Genomic DNA, 14,843 nt, shown 5'->3' on the forward strand with positions numbered 1-14,843 from the left:
AGGCCACTGACCAACAATCGCCCGCCATTTGACGGGCGTTGTGCTTCCTGGATGGACTTGCCGACTCGATCCAGAGCTGTTGGCGGTTCAGCAGGGCTGCGGGTCCCCATTACGTCTTGATAATGGCGTTCATTGCTAGGAACGGGGCCATATTGTTGTGCGCCTGGCCACCGCCGGCGGTGCCGCTTTGCACGGTGGCGGTGCCGGTGCCGGTGTCGGCCAGGGCGTCCCCGTCGCTACCGGTGGTGCCGCTGGTGGCGGTGTCCAGCGTGTGCTCGTGCTCGGGCATCTCCTCGAAGGCGAGGGCGACTTCCTCCGCGCCGCCGGTCTCGCCCAGGGCGCGGGGGGTGAGGCTCGGCCCGCTGCCGGCGCCCAGGGGGTGGCGGCCGCGCAGGTCGGGCAGCAGGGGGTTGCCGCTGCCGTCGTCGCCGTAGGGGCTGCCGGCGTCGAGCAGGGCCTGGCGCAGGCGGTCGGCGCTGCCGCTGGTGAGTGCCGCGCCGTTGCACAGCCGCCAGCCGGCGGGGGCGGTGGAAAGGGCATAGGGCAGCACGGTGCCGGTCATGCCTTCCCAGAGTTGCAGCACGCGGCTCATGCGGACTCTCCTTGGCTGATCAAATCGACGACGTCGGGGTTATCTTCCAGGAAGCGGCGCAGCTTCGCTTCAGGATCGTCCTCTGGCGCGGCCGCGGGTGGTCGGGAGCGGTTGACGAGCTGCCAGGCGCCGCCATTCCAGCGCGGCCACTGGTGCTCGGGCCACTCATCAGGCGGTGGCGTCTCGGTGGTGCGACCGGGCAGGTGGTAGACGTCGGGCTCGAGAGGCGACTCGTCGGCCTGGGTCATGCCCTGGTAGAGGCCGGCGATGTCGTACTGGAAAACGGTCTTGCTGTTGTCGCTCATCGGGTCGGGCCTTTTCAGTACTTGATGCAGGCGAGCATGGCGACGTTGCGCGGGCGTGATTCGCTGCCGCCGGCCTCGTTGACGGTGATGGCGTGCTGGTGGTTGCCGTTGCTGTTGATGCTCAGGCTGTGGCCGTGGTTGCCGGCGTTGCCGATCGAGATCGAGTGACGGTGGCCACCGGCGTAACCGGTATTGCCCGTTTCATAAAGCACCATGTCTTTATTGTTCTGCCCTACGCCCCCTCGGCCTGTGCCATTTCCTAGCTGGCTGTGCCGGTGGTTACCCTCCCAGCTCGAGCTGGCCGAGTGATTGTGGGCGCCGTTGTTGTTGGCGCTACCGGTGTGGCTGTGGCTGCCAGCGGTGTCGCTCGAGGCTCCGTGGCCGTGGCGCTTGTTCTCGTCATTCTGGTTGGAGCCGAGTGCGCGGCCGCCATCCACGCCGCGGCCGTCGTCCCAGCCGCGCAGGAACTCACCGCGTAGGTCGGGCAGGTTGAAGGTATCGAAGCCGTCGCCGTCGCCGTACTGGGTGCCGAGCACGGCGAACAGCTCGGAATAGGTACTGCGCGAGACGGCGGCGCCGTTGGCTTTCATCCAGCCGGTGGGAGCAGTGGCGCGCGCGGTGTACTTGATGTCGCCGGGCTGGCCGCTGGCGTTGGACTGGGCCTTGCTGTGCACGTCCAGGTTGTTGCGGCCCAGCGCCTGGTCCGGCACATCACTGAGGTTCTTGCTCTTCTCCAGGGGCGCGGGGGCCGAGCCCGAGGGCTCGTTCTGCACGGCATAGAGCTCGGTACCCGACGGGTAGCTGCGGCCCAAGGTAAAGCGCGTCTCGAGCGTCGGGTCAGGTTGCCACTCATCGGCCCCGCTGCCCCGAAGCAGGCGCACGCCCTCGATGTACACCGCCAGGCCATAGGTCGTGGTAGTGGCGAGATCCATCACCGTCTGGCCGTCGGCGAGGGTCTGGCGTTCGTCGATGATGTCGACGGTGACGTTGACCACGTCGGGGTCCGACCACTCGACGTCGCCGTCGGTGTTGCTCTTCTTGACCAGCTGCTGCCCGGTGGTACCGCCGGGGATCAGGCTGCCGGCGGTGATGTTGTTACTGATCCAGGTCTGGGTCGCCACGGCGACGTTGGGATCGACCTGCAGGGTGACCACGTCGGCATTCGACACCCGGAACTCGACGCGCACCACGGTATCGGCGAAGGCGCCCTCGCCGTCGCTGGGCTTGTAGGTGTCGGGCAGGTTGCCGACCACGAAGAGCCCGCCCTGGTCGTCATAGACGCCGACCTCGCGCAGCACGAAGCCGCCTTCGCTGGCCGGGATGACCAGCTCGGCAGTAAACCGCGTGGCATCGGCCGGGTCCTGATACACCCGATTGACCGGCGCGCGGAAACGCTCGCGCACCAGGTCGGTCTGGGTCGGGTCCGGATCGGCGGGGTTGCCGTTGCCGTCGCCGACCGCCATCTCGGGCAGGTTGATCGGGGTTCCTGTAGACTCCGCCTCTGCCAGCCTGGTCAGGCCATAGGATGTGTGGATCGTTTTGAATGTCATCACGACTCCATTATTAATATCGAGGGGGGATACAATGAAAAAGAAGGTTATATTTGGCGTTTATCTGTTCTTTGTTCATTTGGCGATCGCAGTCTTGCTGATCAAAACGGATGCCATTCCCAGAGTGCTGGCAAAAGCGGGCATTGTTGAGCCAGCGCAAGCATACATTGAACTCAGACACCGGGTATTTCAGGAGCGCAGAGACCCCATCGTTCCACCAGGTGCTGCTGTATTTCTTGGTGATAGTATCACTCAGGGCTTTGTAACCAGCTTGGTAGAACCTATGAGTGTTAATTTCGGTATAGGTCAGCAGACTACCACTCAGCTTATTCAATCCCTCCCCGGATATTCCTCTATCCACGACGCGGGGGCCATTTACCTTATGATCGGTGTTAATGACATTTTTCTTGGCAAAGAAGACGTACTTGAAGCCCGGTATAAAGAAATACTTCATCTGCTTCCAAAGGATGTCCCCTTGATTTGGTCTGCGCTTATGCCAGTGGCGAATAGGTCCGGATCCATTCAAAGGACTAACAATATAATTAAGAGGCTTTGTGATGATCGTGATCGCTGTGTGTATGTTGACACTTTCGGGCCTCTTTCCAACGAAAATGGAAACCCGGCGACCGGTACCATGCTCGACGGCGTGCATCCATCTAATGAGGGTTATCAGGTGTGGGTAAACCTCTTGAGCAACGCCAAAGAAAGCCCTTCTAAATAGGAAAGTGGACATTAGCCTTCCCTCGGCGCGTTGATGTCACTGAATCCGGCAGCGATTTTATTGAGCTGCCGTTGCTGAATACTCTGTGCCTGGCTGGCGGATGCGGTATGTGCGGGCATCATGACGATAGGCTTAATGCCTGACGTGGAAAGCCGCTCACAGATCGCTTGCAGATTGCTGAACCAAATATCGGTATTCGTCGCCCCGCTGATCCCCCCTTCCTCTGGGGGTTTTCCGCCCCACATGTCGTCAGGGTCAAAATAGTAGCCTCCGCCCGATTCGTACTCATCAATGGAGTTGTTGTCATTGATACCGAACAGCACCACGCAGTGAGTTGGCCGAGGCGATGCGCTGATTACCGCGTCGACCCAATAGAGCCCCCAGGCTGAGGTTTGCCCACCGCGCCCGTAGTTGAGCGTGGTGATGCCGATGCCGTTATTGGACAGATTCTCGCGCAGCCGCTCAGGTAGATATTGCATGCCTTCGGCGGTCGTGCCGTCAGGGCGTAAAGGCTTCGTCTCCCCCTCTTCTTGCAATGGGAACTGGGTCCACGAATCGCCCAGAAACGCCACAACATCGCCGTTCTTGAAGAAAGCGTCTTTTGAGGTATCCGCCGACTTGCGGTAGGCGTACAGCCCGCCCAGGTTGATTGACGACGGCGTGTCATCGGCCAGCGTGACGCGGATTATCAGCTCATCCGCGCCGCTGAACTCGATGTACTCGTAGTGCATAAGCTCGGGCGAATACGTGGCATCGTGGAACACCTGCCCCTCATCGCCCAGGACTTCAAGGCGCACCCGCCCCGTCGTCGTCTCTGCCGTCCCTGCATCGCTAGTATACGTTTCCGACAACGCGGCGATCGGCGCTTCAAGGAACCCGTCGGCCTGGTTAACCGCGAAGCGCATCTCGATGCCCGCGCCTGCGGCGCTCTGGCGCATGGTGTAGCCCCGCGACAGATAGCGCCCCGACGTGTTCGCGGTCGCATTCACGTCACTAGTGTCTGTGGCGCATAACCGAACAAGGTCCGTCGTTCCGGCGACGAAGCCCCCCGCGCCCGCGCCGCCGATGCGAGTAACGGGAATCAGCAGTTCGCTGGCGTCGTAGTTGAGAATATTCGGGTTGCTGAAGTCGTCCTTTGAGCAGACCGGCGGGTGGTACGCGAACAGCAGGCTGTCTTTCTTGTAGGCATACTTCTGCACCCGCGACGCCAGGTGATCTGCGAGCCCCTTGTAACCAAGCGAGCTTAGGTGTTGCCCCTGCGGCGCTTCGTGCATGGTTTGCGCGACACTGATGCTCGCTGGCAGGGTGCCCGCCACGCTGATGGTGTCACCGTCGATGCCCATGATGGCGTAGGACAGATGCTCATCGGCGGCATCATCGCGGATCACCACACTGCCGGTCGGGTGCAGACGGGTCCCCTCGCCCGTTGCGACCGTGAAGGTGCTGTCATCGTCACGACTGACAATCGTGACGGGGGAAACGTCGGACGGCGTGTTTATCGCCTTAGTGAACGCCCAGCTATTGACGAAGAAAGATGCGTCTTTATCGGTCATCAGGTCCAGCTGCGAAACCAGCCGATTCTGCCCTGACAGGATCGCGCTTTGCTTTTCTAGGATCGCCCCCAACTGTGTTGCCACCGTTCCCGAGGCGTAGGCCACGGACTCGGCACGTATCGCAGGGTTGTGCTCGGCCAATACCTTGAGCAGCTTCTCGATGTCGTAGTTACCATCCGCTGCCACAATGGATGAGTTGTCGACTTGAGTATCACGGGTACTCAGGCGGACAAATCTGGCGGCGGGTGGAGAGGTAAACGTTGCGATTTCCAGACTTGTTGTTTCGCCCACCCGGAAAGCAGAGATGAAGACTTTATTCTCGTCATACCATGCATGATAGGCGTTGGCGTTGGCCGCAGCCGCCACGACATAGCTGGTTGCTCCTTCGACCTTGAGGTAATCGGTGTAGAACCAGTATATAGAGGAGCCGGGGACCTCACCCTTATCATCGACAAACCCGTTAGTGGCAAACACGCCACCACCGAAATGGCCGTAATTAAGGGCGCTCACCAGTCGACTGCTGGGGTACTTGTTTACCTCCACCGCAGCCCCCGCGTTGTTGCGGTACAGGATCAGGAACTCGTTTGTCTCGCTACTCGGCACACTGAAATAATCACCGTCCGAAGTCGCGGCGAGGCCGGTGGCGGTGTCGGCATAGACCCCGGCGGAGAGCTGCGCCGCGTCGCGGGCGGACTCGGCGCGGTTTGCTTCACTTTCTGATCGGTCCGCTTGGGCGGTGGCCAGTTGTTGTGCTGTCGCGGTGCCGTCGATTACCGCTTGTTCGGCTCTATCCGCCTCGGACTCGGCGCGATCGGCGGAGGCGGCGATGCTGTCGACCGCTTCCCGGGCATCCAGGAACTGCACGCGCAGGGTGTAGTCCAGGCCGGTCTTGGCGACGCGCAGGTCATAGGCGCCGTCGGGGGCGGCGAGCTGGATCAGGCCGTTGCTATCGGTCTGGAAGGGGTTTTCCAGGGTGGCGCCTGCCTTGTCGACCAGGCCGCTGGCCAGCGTGGTGGTCCCGGGCTCATACACATACACGAAGGCCTCGGGCAGGATCTTGCCTTCCTGGTCCTGGGCGAAGTAGGTCTTGAGTTCCATGGGCGGTCAGGTCCTTACACGACGATCGCCAGCTCGTTGGTGACGAGCAGGCGCGGCTGGAAATGGGTGACGGTGATCTCGTCGCCGCGGTTGGCGACGGTGGCGACATGCACGGGGGCGCGGCTGGTGGCCGAGACCAGGATCCTCGAGAGGTGGGAGCGCAGGTTCTTGGTGCGCGCGATGATCGCCAGCACCTCGTCCAGGCCGGCCTGATCGACCGGCGTCTGCTCGGCCTCGAGCAACAGGCGAAAGGTGTACGGCTCGGCCTGGGGGGTCTGGCGGTGCCACTCCTGCACCCGGGCATCGATGCCGATCGCCCCGAGCGCGGTGCGCACGGCGCCGATGGTGCCCTTGATCTGCTGGACCTCGAGCGCCTCGGCGATGGTGTTGCGCTTCTGCCGGTCGCTCCATTTGGCGTTCCAGCTATCCACCGACCAGGCCCAGGCGAGCCACGGCAGCAGCTCGGCCGGGCAATCTTCGGGGTTCCACAGGGCGCGCAGGATGACCGGCAGGTCGGTGACCTTGGCCCCGACGGTGGCGGCCAGCCGCTCGAGTTGCGTGGCGCTGGGCGGCAGCAGCTCAGACATCGGTATCGCTCGCCGCGGTGATGGTGATGTCGGTGCAGTGGCTGGCCTCGCCGTCGCCGATCACGATGTCGGCGGCGGGGCTTTGCAGGCTGACGTTCTGAACGCCCGACTGGTGCAGCACGGCGTAGATGCCGGAGAGGGTGACGTCGCGGCGCATGGCGTGCTGCTCGATGACGTAAGCCTCGGCGGCGGCCTGGGCGGCGTCGCGCACCACCTGGGCATCGGGGCCGGGGAGTAGCGTCATCTCAGCGGTGATGGCGTAGTCGACGATACTCGCCGACAGCACGGTGACGTTGTCGGTCATCGGGCGGATGTTTTCGGCATTCACCGCTGCGGCCACGGCGTCGAGGGTGGCCATCGGCGCCGCCCCATTGCCGGTGCGCGAGAGCACGTAGACGGTCACTGCGCCAGGCGAAGGGCTGACCGCGCTGGCATCGCGCACGTCGGGGTCGGCGGTGAGCGCGTGGAAGATGTAGCTTTGCTCGCTGCCGGCGGTGGTGTAGCCCTCGGGCGAGAGTTGGATGCGGCGGCGAAACTCGGCATCCGACTCGTAGGTCGGCGGTACCGGCGGCACCGCGGTGGAGTCGCCGGCGTCGATCATCAGGCGCTCGATGTTGTAGTTGGCGCCGAGGTTGTCGAGGTCGCCGCCCTGGGCATGAGCGAGCATCACCGCCTGGGCGGCCTCGTTGATGCGTTGGCGCAGCAGCAGCTCTCGGTAGGTGTTTTCCTCGAGCAGCTTGGTCAACGGCTCGCTCTCGATCTCGAGCAGGCGGGCGATGTCGGCCTGCTCGTCGGCACGATGCAAGCCGACCAGCTCGGCCTTACGCTCGGCAAGCAGGGTCTCGTAGTCCAGCGACTCGATGACCTGGGGAGATGGCAGCTGCGAAAGGTCGATGGCGGTGGTCATGCGACGGGCACCTCCAGGGTGAGCGGGTCGCCGGTGGTTGTCTGGCCTTCGATCTCTAGCACCGCGGCGCCGGGCCGGATGGTGGAGACACGACGCCGGATGGCGGTAACGCGGATGCGCGGCTCCCAGCGGATCAGGGCCATCACGCTGGCGGCGTAGGCCTGCAGAAGGGTGGCGTCATTCAGCGGGGCGTCGATCAGCTCGGGCAGCAGGCTGCCGTAGTCGCGGCGCATCACGCGAGTGCCGATGGGCGTGGCGAGGATGTCGCGCACGCTCTGGCGGATGTGGTCGATGCCGTCGAGTGCGCGGCCGGTCGCTGCGTTCATGCCGGGCATCAGATTACCTCTCCTGTGTTGCTGGGTCCGGACTCGACGCCGCTGTGCTGGTGGCTTGAGCTGATGTCCTTGCCATCGCTGGTGACAGCGCCGGTGAAGGCGACGTCGCCGTCCATGTTGGCGGTCTGCCCGCTGGGCTGGCTGAAGTTGCCGTTCAGCGTGAGGTTGCCGTTGATCACGGTGTCGGCGTTGAGCGTGGCGCCGCCGCCCGCGGTGGCGTTGAGCGCGGCCGGGGTGGTGACGGTGATGTCGCCCTGGGCGTCTAGCGTGGCTGAGCCGGGCAGGGTGGCCTGCAGGTGGCTGGCGGCGTGGTCGTACTCGAGCACCGCGCCGTCGGGCATCACGGCGTGCCATACGTCGGCGCTGTCGCTGGGCGCGGGGTGAGCGGTGCGATACAGCCCGGTGAGCACCACACCGGCGACCATGTCGCCGCCAGGGGCAAATACCACGACCTGCTCGCCGAGGGTGGGCGGGTTCCAGGTGCGGATGGTGCCGGCGCGGCCCTCCACCCAGGGCAGCCAGCCGGTAGTGATCTCGCCGGTGGCCACGCGCACGCGCGCGGCGGTGTGATCCACCTCGGCGATGGTGCCGAGGCGGACTAGGTTGTGGATCAGGCGCAGCAGCTCGGCGGCGCTATGCAGGGGGCGTAGGCTCATGCGGCCATGCTGTGGCGGTCAGCGGCGAGGCGGTAGCGGGGGGCGTTGTGGGCGCGGCGTCTACAACGGCCCGCGGGTTCGGGCGGGCTAAAGGGCCGCGCGTGGTCGGGCGGGCTAGAGGTCTTCGCCCAGGCGATCGAGGATCATGTCGCGCACCAGGGCGCGGTCGGCGGCGCTGTAGCCGATCAGGCGGCGCTCGGGGTAGTCGTGCCAGGGCCCGTTGCTATCGACGTTGTCGCGCAAGCCCTGCTGGTGGACGCGGGCGATACGCGAGACGCGCCCGAAGAAGCCGACCCGGGCGTCGTCGCCTCGCGCCTGGCCCTTGAGGTACTTGGCTTTACGAATACCGGTGAACATGGCGCTGCGGCGAATGCCTCCGCCCTGGGCGCGGGCTTGGGGCTTGCGGGGCTCGAACGGGCTGCCGTCGGGGTTCTTCTGGGCCTTGATGCGCCCGGCCTGGTTCTTGCGCAGCGCGCGGGCGATGTCGCGGGCGAGCTTGCGGCGCTCGGCGGGCTGCAGGCGCTCGAGCAGCGGGGCGGCCCAGCTTTCCATGGCGTCGAGGTCGTCGGTCATTGCTGCCACTCGGCTTCCAGGGTGTATCCGTCTTCGGCCTCGGCGTCGCGGATGTAGAGCTGCCAGTCGTCGGCGGCGCAAGGGTCGAGGGGGAACTCGGGCATGCGGTGGTCGACGTGGATGGTACCGGCGTCGCAATCGACGAGGGCGACAACGCGCTCGGTGAGGGTGACGTCGATGGCGAGATCCCAGGCGCGGTTGTGCAGCAGCTCGGCCTGGAAGCTGACGGCCTCGGTGGGGTCGAGGTCCGGCTGGTAGCGGCTCAGCCACTGCAGCAGCGGGATCATCACGGTATCGAGCTCGCCGCTGTGATCGGTGAGCACTATGCGCACGGGTACCCGGTATTCGTGCGAAAGGTGGGCGCCGCGGTGAAACTCGATGCGGCCGTCCTCGATGAACGTCAGGAGTCGATCAGGGTTGCGCTTCAGATCGGGGATGCGCTCTAGCAGGTAGGCGCGCAGCGATGTGAGCTTTTTCATGGTCCGTCTTCCAGGGCCTCGATCAGGCCGTTGTGGCGCGTGGCGCAGCGGTGATACTCGCTGGCCCAGGCGGCCATGGTCAGGGCGACATCGCGGCCGGTACCGTCAGTCAGCGCCGGCAGTGCGTTCGGGCAGGCTTGCATCAGGCTCTGCTGTATCGGGCTGGGTGCCGGCGGCGGCGTGGTTGAGCAAGCGGATAGCGTCAGGCTCAAGACACACGCGGCGATAGATAGGCTTTTCGATCTCACGGATGATCCCTCGATCAATGACGCGCTCGTTGGCCTGGAGCTCGGCCAGGCGCTGCTCGACGACAGCGGCTATCTCGGACTCTCGGGCCATGGCGGCGTCGATGGCTTGCTGGGTAGCCCGCTCGGCGGTCAGGCGCTGGGCGTCCTCGTACCAGCCACGGGCCACCCAGCCGGCGGCGAGGCACAGGGCCAGCAGGGTTGCGCCAATCGCTAGTCGGTATCTGCTCATGGATCGTGCACCACTCCGGTTCTGTTGACAGGGAAAGGCCGGCCGATCCTCCTGACAGGCAAATCCCGGCTAGGGCGGCTTGCAGGATGGCCACTCTCACGCCGCTTGCTCCAGGGCGTGGCTATGGCGCCGGTAGGCGGCGGCGAGCTTGGTGTCGTAGTCGTTGCGCTCAAAGTCTGGTCCGTTGTAGCGGCGGGCGAAGTCGCGCCAGTCGAGTCGTGCCAGGGCGGCATGCAGCGCCCGGTCGCCTTCGATGAAGCGGACAAATGCTTCGAGCTGTCGACCTTCGCTGGCCCGCATGGCCTCGGCGAAGTGGCCGACGCTGGCGTAGCCGAGTCCTCGCCAGTGAAAGCCCATGATCTGGAAGAGCCCCCAACTTGCCGACTCGAGGGCGCTCTCACCGTGGATCTCGCACGCTGCACTGAGGCGCAAGTATTCACGAGCACCGCCGACATAGCCGCCGGGCGAGACGTTGACGAGGTTGGGTCGGTTGCGCTGGTAGGGTTCCGGATTGATGCCGTAGTGGATCAGGCGACGGCGCATGATGTGGCGCTCGAAGAGGGTTACCGGCTCGCCGTCGGCTTGACCACCGTGATGGAAGCCCGCGCCACGGGATTCCACTTCATTGATGGCCATGATGGCGGCGAGCTCGACCTCGAGGGTATTGGCTGCGCCGACCAGGTCGATCTGCCGCAAGGCTTTCGGGTCGCGGCCCAGCTGCAGGGCACGCTGAGTCTTGGGTCCTGCAAGGCCGTCGATGACCAGATCGCTTTTCCGCTGGAAGGTGCGCACGGCGGCTTCGGTGGCGGGTCCGAATACGCCATCCGGCTCCAGATCGTGGCGGTGGCGATTGAGGTCGCGTTGCAGGCGTTCGACGGCGGGGCCGGTGGTTCCGTAGCGCAGCATCAGTATCTCCAGGGCGGGCGTAGAAGGTGAGCGAGGTTGCCGCCGGCGCGCAGCAGGCTGGCGGCGATAACGGCGAGCAGCAGGGCGATCCACCAGGCGTCGAGGTGGCCGGTAAACAGGATGCGCACTGCGAGCCAGGTGTTGATGGCGACCAGCAGCCAGGCGACGACGGCGATACCGGGGCGGTAGCGCCGGCCTCGGCGGCGGAAGGTGATGATGCGGATGATGATCACCACAGCGGCGATCACGGCGAGTAGGGCGGGGACGTTCACTTTTTCCCTCCGAACCAGGCTTTCAGATCGACGGTCTTGACGCCCTCGATGGCCCGTAGCCCGGCAGTAACGGTGACCGCCGCGGCGGTGAAGGCCGACACGGCGGAGTGATCGAGAGCGCCGCCCAGGATGGCGGGCCCGCCCAGGTAGCCGATCAGGAAGCTGATCAGCAGATAGGCGAGCCGCTCGAAAAGCCCGAGATCCTTGGCGCTGATCACGAACAAGCTGGCACCGCAGAAGGCGCCGATGACGGCGTTGGCATCGATGCCCGGCAGCATGCCGACCAGGACTGCGGTCAGACTGGCGGTACCGGCGGCGGTAACGGTGCTGGGTTCTGCCATGTGTTCCTCTGCGTTCGCTTTTTTCTTCAGGTCCAGAGCTGGACGCTTTCCACGGTGCGCGGGCGTCGCTGCTCTTCCGGCAGCTTGACTAGGGTGCCGTGGGGCAGAATGGGGCCGAGCTCGGCGAGCCCGGGGTTGAGCTCGAGCGCCTGCTCGGTGACGTCACCGGTGCGTCCGAGCACGCGGTAGCAGAGTGCGTCGAGGGTCTCGCCCTGGTGGGTGCGCACGGTGGGCACTAGATCAGCTCCACGGTGGTATGCGACTCGCCGAGGATCTCGCTGACTGCCCAGCGGGCGTCGCGGCGGTAGTCGTCGGCGGCAAGATCCTTGGCTTCGCCACGCTCGTCGCCCTCGCCGGTGGCGCTGTAGTCGCGGTAGCGCTCCATCAGCGTGGCCATGGCGGTGGCGTAGACGGCGCGCTGGTAGAGCAGCGGGTAGACGTCCTCGGCCTGCCAGCTTGGCGGGTCGACGTCGTCGATGGTGGCGGCGCCTTCGCCCTGGTGCTCGAGCTGCCAGTCGGCAAGCTGGCGATTGATGTCGGCGATCGCGACGCGCAGGGCGTGGATGACGCGGGCGTCGGTGACACTGCCGTCGATGCGCTCGGCGTCGCGGAAGGCGGCCGGGCTGATCTCGGGCCAGAAGCCGTTGTTGGTGATGGCGGCCGGCGCTTCGGTGGTCTCGCCGGTGCCGTAGGCGATCAGTGATGACATGGCCGGGCCTCAGAGGTTAAGAAGGGGGTGAACCGGTTGCGATGAGATGGGCCGGGGCCGCTCATCGGCCGGTGCCCCCTTGACGTCGGCGTGCGACTCGGTGTCAGCCCTGGGCGGTAGTGCCCTGGGCGGCGTTCTTGCCCTCGTCACGCACTTGGCGCTCGAGGCGTTCGATGTCCTTCTTAACGCCGACGCGATCGTTGAGCTGCAGGGCGCGGCGCAGCTGCTCGAGGGCGTCTCCCAGGCTGCCGGATTCGCGATAGGCGTAGCCCAACGCCTTGTGCAGCTTGGCGCGGATCTGGTCGTGCATGTCGGCGTCTTCGGTGAGTGCCTGGGCGCGGGCCAGGTGCATCACCAGCTCGGCGGCGACCGCAGGCAGTTCGTCACCTTCGGTGGCTTCCAGCCGGGCGAGCGCTTCCTCGGCGACTTGCTCGGCGACGATCGAGGCGGTGTCGCGCTCGAAGCGGTCAGGGGTGTCGAGGCCGTGGCGTAGGGCGTAATCGGCGACTTCGATGCCGCCGGCGAGGTCGCCGACGTCGAGGCGCCACAGCATCACGGTCATCAGCACATCGTCCTGGGCGCCCTGGCCGCCCTCGAGCACGCCGGCGACGTAGCTCTCGAACTCGGGCAGCAGCTCGCGCTTCTTGGCCACCTTGGCCTCGAGGCTCTTGATGCGCTTGACGGTGCGGCGGGCCTCCCAGAGGTAGGCGGCGTGAACCTCGTACTGCTCGCCGCCCTGGGCGGCGCGGGGATCGGCGGCTCCCGCCGCTTGCGCGGCGGTGACTCTCTGGTAGTGCCGACGGGCGGGGCTGATCTTCGGCGCTTTTTGTTCAGACATGGATCACTCCTCAGACGAAGGCGATGTTCTCGACCAGGCAGCCGAAGCCGTAGTCCTCGACCACGTAGGCGTCGTTTGAGGACTCGTAGTTTTCGACGCGCTTGCGCTCGGGCTTGTCCTTGATGTAGCGGCGGCGCGACCCGGTCTGCCAGTAGAGCGAGAGGTTCTCGAGGCTGGTGATGAAGATCTTGCCGTCGGGCACGAAGGGCGCACGCACCGCCTGCAAGCCGCCGACGCGCTTCTGGCTGATCAGCATGTCCAGCGCGCGGGCCTCGGTGGGCGTGCCGGCATGATCCTGGATCAGCGGGAAGTACTTATCGGCTAGCAACTTGCGGCCCATGATCGCCACCAAGTCGGTGGACTCGCGGTACCAGGGCTCGACCATCTCGTTGACGGCGTCATAGACCAGGGCATCGAGGTTCTCGTAGTCGCCACCTGCGCCCACGGTGACCTGGCCGGAGTTGTCGACCACCTCGGAGAGCACCCGGGCCGGCGCGTCGGTGCGGTACTTCTGCAGCCAGCCGATGTTGACGTCTTCCAGCAGCGGGTTGGCGCCGCGATCGGTAGCGGCGGCGGCACTGGTGCCGTTGAAGCCGATCATGATGCGATCGAGTGCCTGCTGGCGAAGGATGGCGTCGCGCACGCGGACCTGGAAGTCGCGAAACTTGGCCCAGGCGTCGAGCTTGCTCCACGGCAGGAAGGTATCGAACTCGGTGCTGACGCACTCGTAGCCGTTGGCCTCCAGGGCGGATAGGTCGCGCGGGCTGCGATCGTTGGCCGAGACGTCGGTGCGCCCGGCAATCGGCCCGGAGACGCCGAGACCGAGCTTTTCGCCTTTCAGTTCGTCGACGCCAACGATGTTGATGCGACCGAGGAAGTCGCTGGATTCCTGGATCTTGGATTCCAGGGTCTGCTGGACGCTGGGCTCTACGGCGAAGCTCTCGGCGGCGCTGGGCACGCCGGAGAGCTGGGCTACGCGGGTCAGCAGGGCGTTGAAGTTCTTGCGGGTATCGTTACGCATGGGCGGCGGGTCCTTCAGCAGTCAGTGAGTTGGGCGTTCTCGCCGCCGGTGGCGGGGGCGCGGGTCGGGGTGGTCGGTTCGTTGTCGAGCTTGGTATAGAGCTCGTCGAGCCGGGTTTTCGTGGCCTCATGCGCTTGCTTCAGCTCGGCGAAGGCGGCATCGCTGGGCAGCTTTTCTAGCTGGGCGGCGAGGGCGGTGTGCTTCTGCACGAATAGCTCGAGGGTCTGTTCGAGCTCGGTGCGGAAGTCGGCGAAGCCCTTGTCCGTTTTCGCGTCGTGCTTGGTGAACAGCGCCTTGACACGCTCGGTGAGGCTGGGGCCCTTGTCGGTCGGTGCGCCTTCTTCGCCCGCGCTGACGAACTTCAACTCGGTTTCCACGGCAGCGGTGAAGACGTTGTGCGCCGATTGCTTGCGGGCGGCCAGCGGCGAGGCGCTGCCCTGCTGGGCGCTGAACTGCAGCATGTCGGTGCCGAGTGATGCCGGGCTGTCGGTGACCGCCAGGCCGACCAGATAGGCCTCGCCGGTGTCGGCGAACTCGGGGTCGACCTCGATGGAGGTGTAGACCTTCTGTCGCTCGCTGTTGATCTGCTTGAGCCGGTCGGTAGGGTCGATGTCGGCGAACAGGGCGAGCTTGCCGTCGACCTCGCGGGCGTCGAGCTTGGTCACGTCGCCGAGCGCCGGGAAGGGGCCGTCGGCAAACATGCCGCGCATGTGCTCCATCCAGACGCGGGCGCCGTACTTGGCGGGGTCGAAATTCTTGGCCATCTGCTCGATCCACTCGCGTGAGATCTTGCGGCCGTCGGTGGTGGCGCCTTCGGTGGCAATCCGAAACATGGCGGGGGCCTCTGCTGGTTACTTGGCGATACGTTGCCGTCAGGTTCCGCGCAGCCGTGGCGAGGCTCAACGCGGGGGCGTTGTAGGCGG

General features: G+C 65.3%; 21 protein-coding genes. 1 reads left to right on the top strand and 20 read right to left on the bottom strand.

Going from position 1 to position 14,843, the window contains the following annotated elements; all coding sequences use genetic code 11:
* Positions 1–109: 109 nt before the first annotated feature.
* From ACM26W_RS01255 to ACM26W_RS01265, 3 genes are read right to left on the bottom strand one after another with little or no spacing between them, the layout of a single operon-like run.
* On the bottom strand, positions 110–592 hold the full coding sequence (locus ACM26W_RS01255) for a phage tail protein (RefSeq protein WP_416139067.1): 483 nt from the start codon (positions 590–592) through the stop codon (positions 110–112).
* On the bottom strand, positions 589–897 hold the full coding sequence (locus tag ACM26W_RS01260) for a hypothetical protein (protein WP_416139068.1): 309 nt from the start codon (positions 895–897) through the stop codon (positions 589–591). Before ACM26W_RS01260 ends, ACM26W_RS01255 begins: the two co-directional genes overlap by 4 nt.
* Positions 898–911: 14 nt before the next feature.
* The gene (locus ACM26W_RS01265) at positions 912–2,447 is read right to left on the bottom strand and encodes a phage tail protein (protein WP_416139069.1); all 1,536 of its coding nucleotides are present in this window, start codon (positions 2,445–2,447) and stop codon (positions 912–914) included.
* Between the two features lie 34 nt (positions 2,448–2,481).
* Between ACM26W_RS01265 and ACM26W_RS01270 the strand changes: the two genes are divergently transcribed.
* The gene (locus ACM26W_RS01270; protein ID WP_416139070.1) at positions 2,482–3,168 is read left to right on the top strand and encodes an SGNH/GDSL hydrolase family protein; all 687 of its coding nucleotides are present in this window, start codon (positions 2,482–2,484) and stop codon (positions 3,166–3,168) included.
* A gap of 11 nt (positions 3,169–3,179) precedes the next feature.
* Here ACM26W_RS01270 and ACM26W_RS01275 read toward each other — a convergent pair whose 3' ends face one another.
* The 17 genes from ACM26W_RS01275 to ACM26W_RS01355 all read right to left on the bottom strand — a co-directional run bounded on the left by ACM26W_RS01275 (position 3,180) and on the right by ACM26W_RS01355 (position 14,753).
* Positions 3,180–5,819 (bottom strand): hypothetical protein, encoded by a 2,640-nt coding sequence (locus ACM26W_RS01275; protein WP_416139071.1) that lies wholly within the window; start codon positions 5,817–5,819, stop codon positions 3,180–3,182.
* A gap of 14 nt (positions 5,820–5,833) precedes the next feature.
* Positions 5,834–6,406 carry a phage tail protein I gene (locus ACM26W_RS01280; protein WP_416139072.1) on the bottom strand — a complete coding sequence of 191 codons (573 nt, stop codon included), beginning with the start codon at positions 6,404–6,406 and terminating at the stop codon, positions 5,834–5,836.
* A complete protein-coding gene (locus ACM26W_RS01285; RefSeq protein ID WP_416139073.1) occupies positions 6,399–7,313 on the bottom strand; it encodes a baseplate J/gp47 family protein in 915 nt (304 codons plus the stop codon). The genes ACM26W_RS01280 and ACM26W_RS01285 overlap by 8 nt, the downstream gene beginning before the upstream one ends.
* Positions 7,310–7,648, bottom strand: a complete 339-nt coding sequence (locus ACM26W_RS01290; protein ID WP_416139074.1) for a GPW/gp25 family protein — start codon at positions 7,646–7,648, stop codon at positions 7,310–7,312. The genes ACM26W_RS01285 and ACM26W_RS01290 overlap by 4 nt, the downstream gene beginning before the upstream one ends.
* Entirely contained in the window at positions 7,648–8,304 is a 657-nt protein-coding gene (locus tag ACM26W_RS01295; protein ID WP_416139075.1) for a phage baseplate assembly protein V, read from the bottom strand. Before ACM26W_RS01295 ends, ACM26W_RS01290 begins: the two co-directional genes overlap by 1 nt.
* A gap of 114 nt (positions 8,305–8,418) precedes the next feature.
* Entirely contained in the window at positions 8,419–8,877 is a 459-nt protein-coding gene (locus tag ACM26W_RS01300) for a phage virion morphogenesis protein (RefSeq protein ID WP_416140790.1), read from the bottom strand.
* Positions 8,874–9,356 carry a phage tail protein gene (locus ACM26W_RS01305; protein WP_416139076.1) on the bottom strand — a complete coding sequence of 161 codons (483 nt, stop codon included), beginning with the start codon at positions 9,354–9,356 and terminating at the stop codon, positions 8,874–8,876. Before ACM26W_RS01305 ends, ACM26W_RS01300 begins: the two co-directional genes overlap by 4 nt.
* Positions 9,353–9,499 carry a hypothetical protein gene (locus ACM26W_RS01310; protein WP_416139077.1) on the bottom strand — a complete coding sequence of 49 codons (147 nt, stop codon included), beginning with the start codon at positions 9,497–9,499 and terminating at the stop codon, positions 9,353–9,355. The genes ACM26W_RS01305 and ACM26W_RS01310 overlap by 4 nt, the downstream gene beginning before the upstream one ends.
* Complete coding sequence (locus tag ACM26W_RS01315; RefSeq protein ID WP_416139078.1) at positions 9,462–9,833, bottom strand: hypothetical protein; 372 nt, start codon at positions 9,831–9,833, stop codon at positions 9,462–9,464. The genes ACM26W_RS01310 and ACM26W_RS01315 overlap by 38 nt, the downstream gene beginning before the upstream one ends.
* Before the next feature lie 96 nt (positions 9,834–9,929).
* Positions 9,930–10,739, bottom strand: a complete 810-nt coding sequence (locus ACM26W_RS01320) for an N-acetylmuramidase domain-containing protein (protein ID WP_416139079.1) — start codon at positions 10,737–10,739, stop codon at positions 9,930–9,932.
* Entirely contained in the window at positions 10,739–11,011 is a 273-nt protein-coding gene (locus ACM26W_RS01325) for a phage holin family protein (RefSeq protein ID WP_416139080.1), read from the bottom strand. Before ACM26W_RS01325 ends, ACM26W_RS01320 begins: the two co-directional genes overlap by 1 nt.
* A complete protein-coding gene (locus ACM26W_RS01330) occupies positions 11,008–11,352 on the bottom strand; it encodes a putative holin (RefSeq protein ID WP_416139081.1) in 345 nt (114 codons plus the stop codon). The genes ACM26W_RS01325 and ACM26W_RS01330 overlap by 4 nt, the downstream gene beginning before the upstream one ends.
* A gap of 26 nt (positions 11,353–11,378) precedes the next feature.
* On the bottom strand, positions 11,379–11,588 hold the full coding sequence (locus ACM26W_RS01335; RefSeq protein ID WP_416139082.1) for a tail protein X: 210 nt from the start codon (positions 11,586–11,588) through the stop codon (positions 11,379–11,381).
* Complete coding sequence (locus tag ACM26W_RS01340) at positions 11,588–12,061, bottom strand: head completion/stabilization protein (protein ID WP_416139083.1); 474 nt, start codon at positions 12,059–12,061, stop codon at positions 11,588–11,590. Before ACM26W_RS01340 ends, ACM26W_RS01335 begins: the two co-directional genes overlap by 1 nt.
* 103 nt (positions 12,062–12,164) lie before the next feature.
* Positions 12,165–12,899: a phage terminase small subunit gene (gpM, locus tag ACM26W_RS01345; RefSeq protein ID WP_416139084.1), complete on the bottom strand. Its 735-nt coding sequence runs from the start codon at positions 12,897–12,899 to the stop codon at positions 12,165–12,167.
* Between the two features lie 10 nt (positions 12,900–12,909).
* Complete coding sequence (locus ACM26W_RS01350; protein WP_416139085.1) at positions 12,910–13,920, bottom strand: phage major capsid protein, P2 family; 1,011 nt, start codon at positions 13,918–13,920, stop codon at positions 12,910–12,912.
* A gap of 14 nt (positions 13,921–13,934) precedes the next feature.
* Complete coding sequence (locus ACM26W_RS01355; protein ID WP_416139086.1) at positions 13,935–14,753, bottom strand: GPO family capsid scaffolding protein; 819 nt, start codon at positions 14,751–14,753, stop codon at positions 13,935–13,937.
* Positions 14,754–14,843 lie beyond the last annotated feature (90 nt).

This window comes from Halomonas sp. HK25 (assembly GCF_047795635.1).
GTDB lineage: Bacteria > Pseudomonadota > Gammaproteobacteria > Pseudomonadales > Halomonadaceae > Halomonas.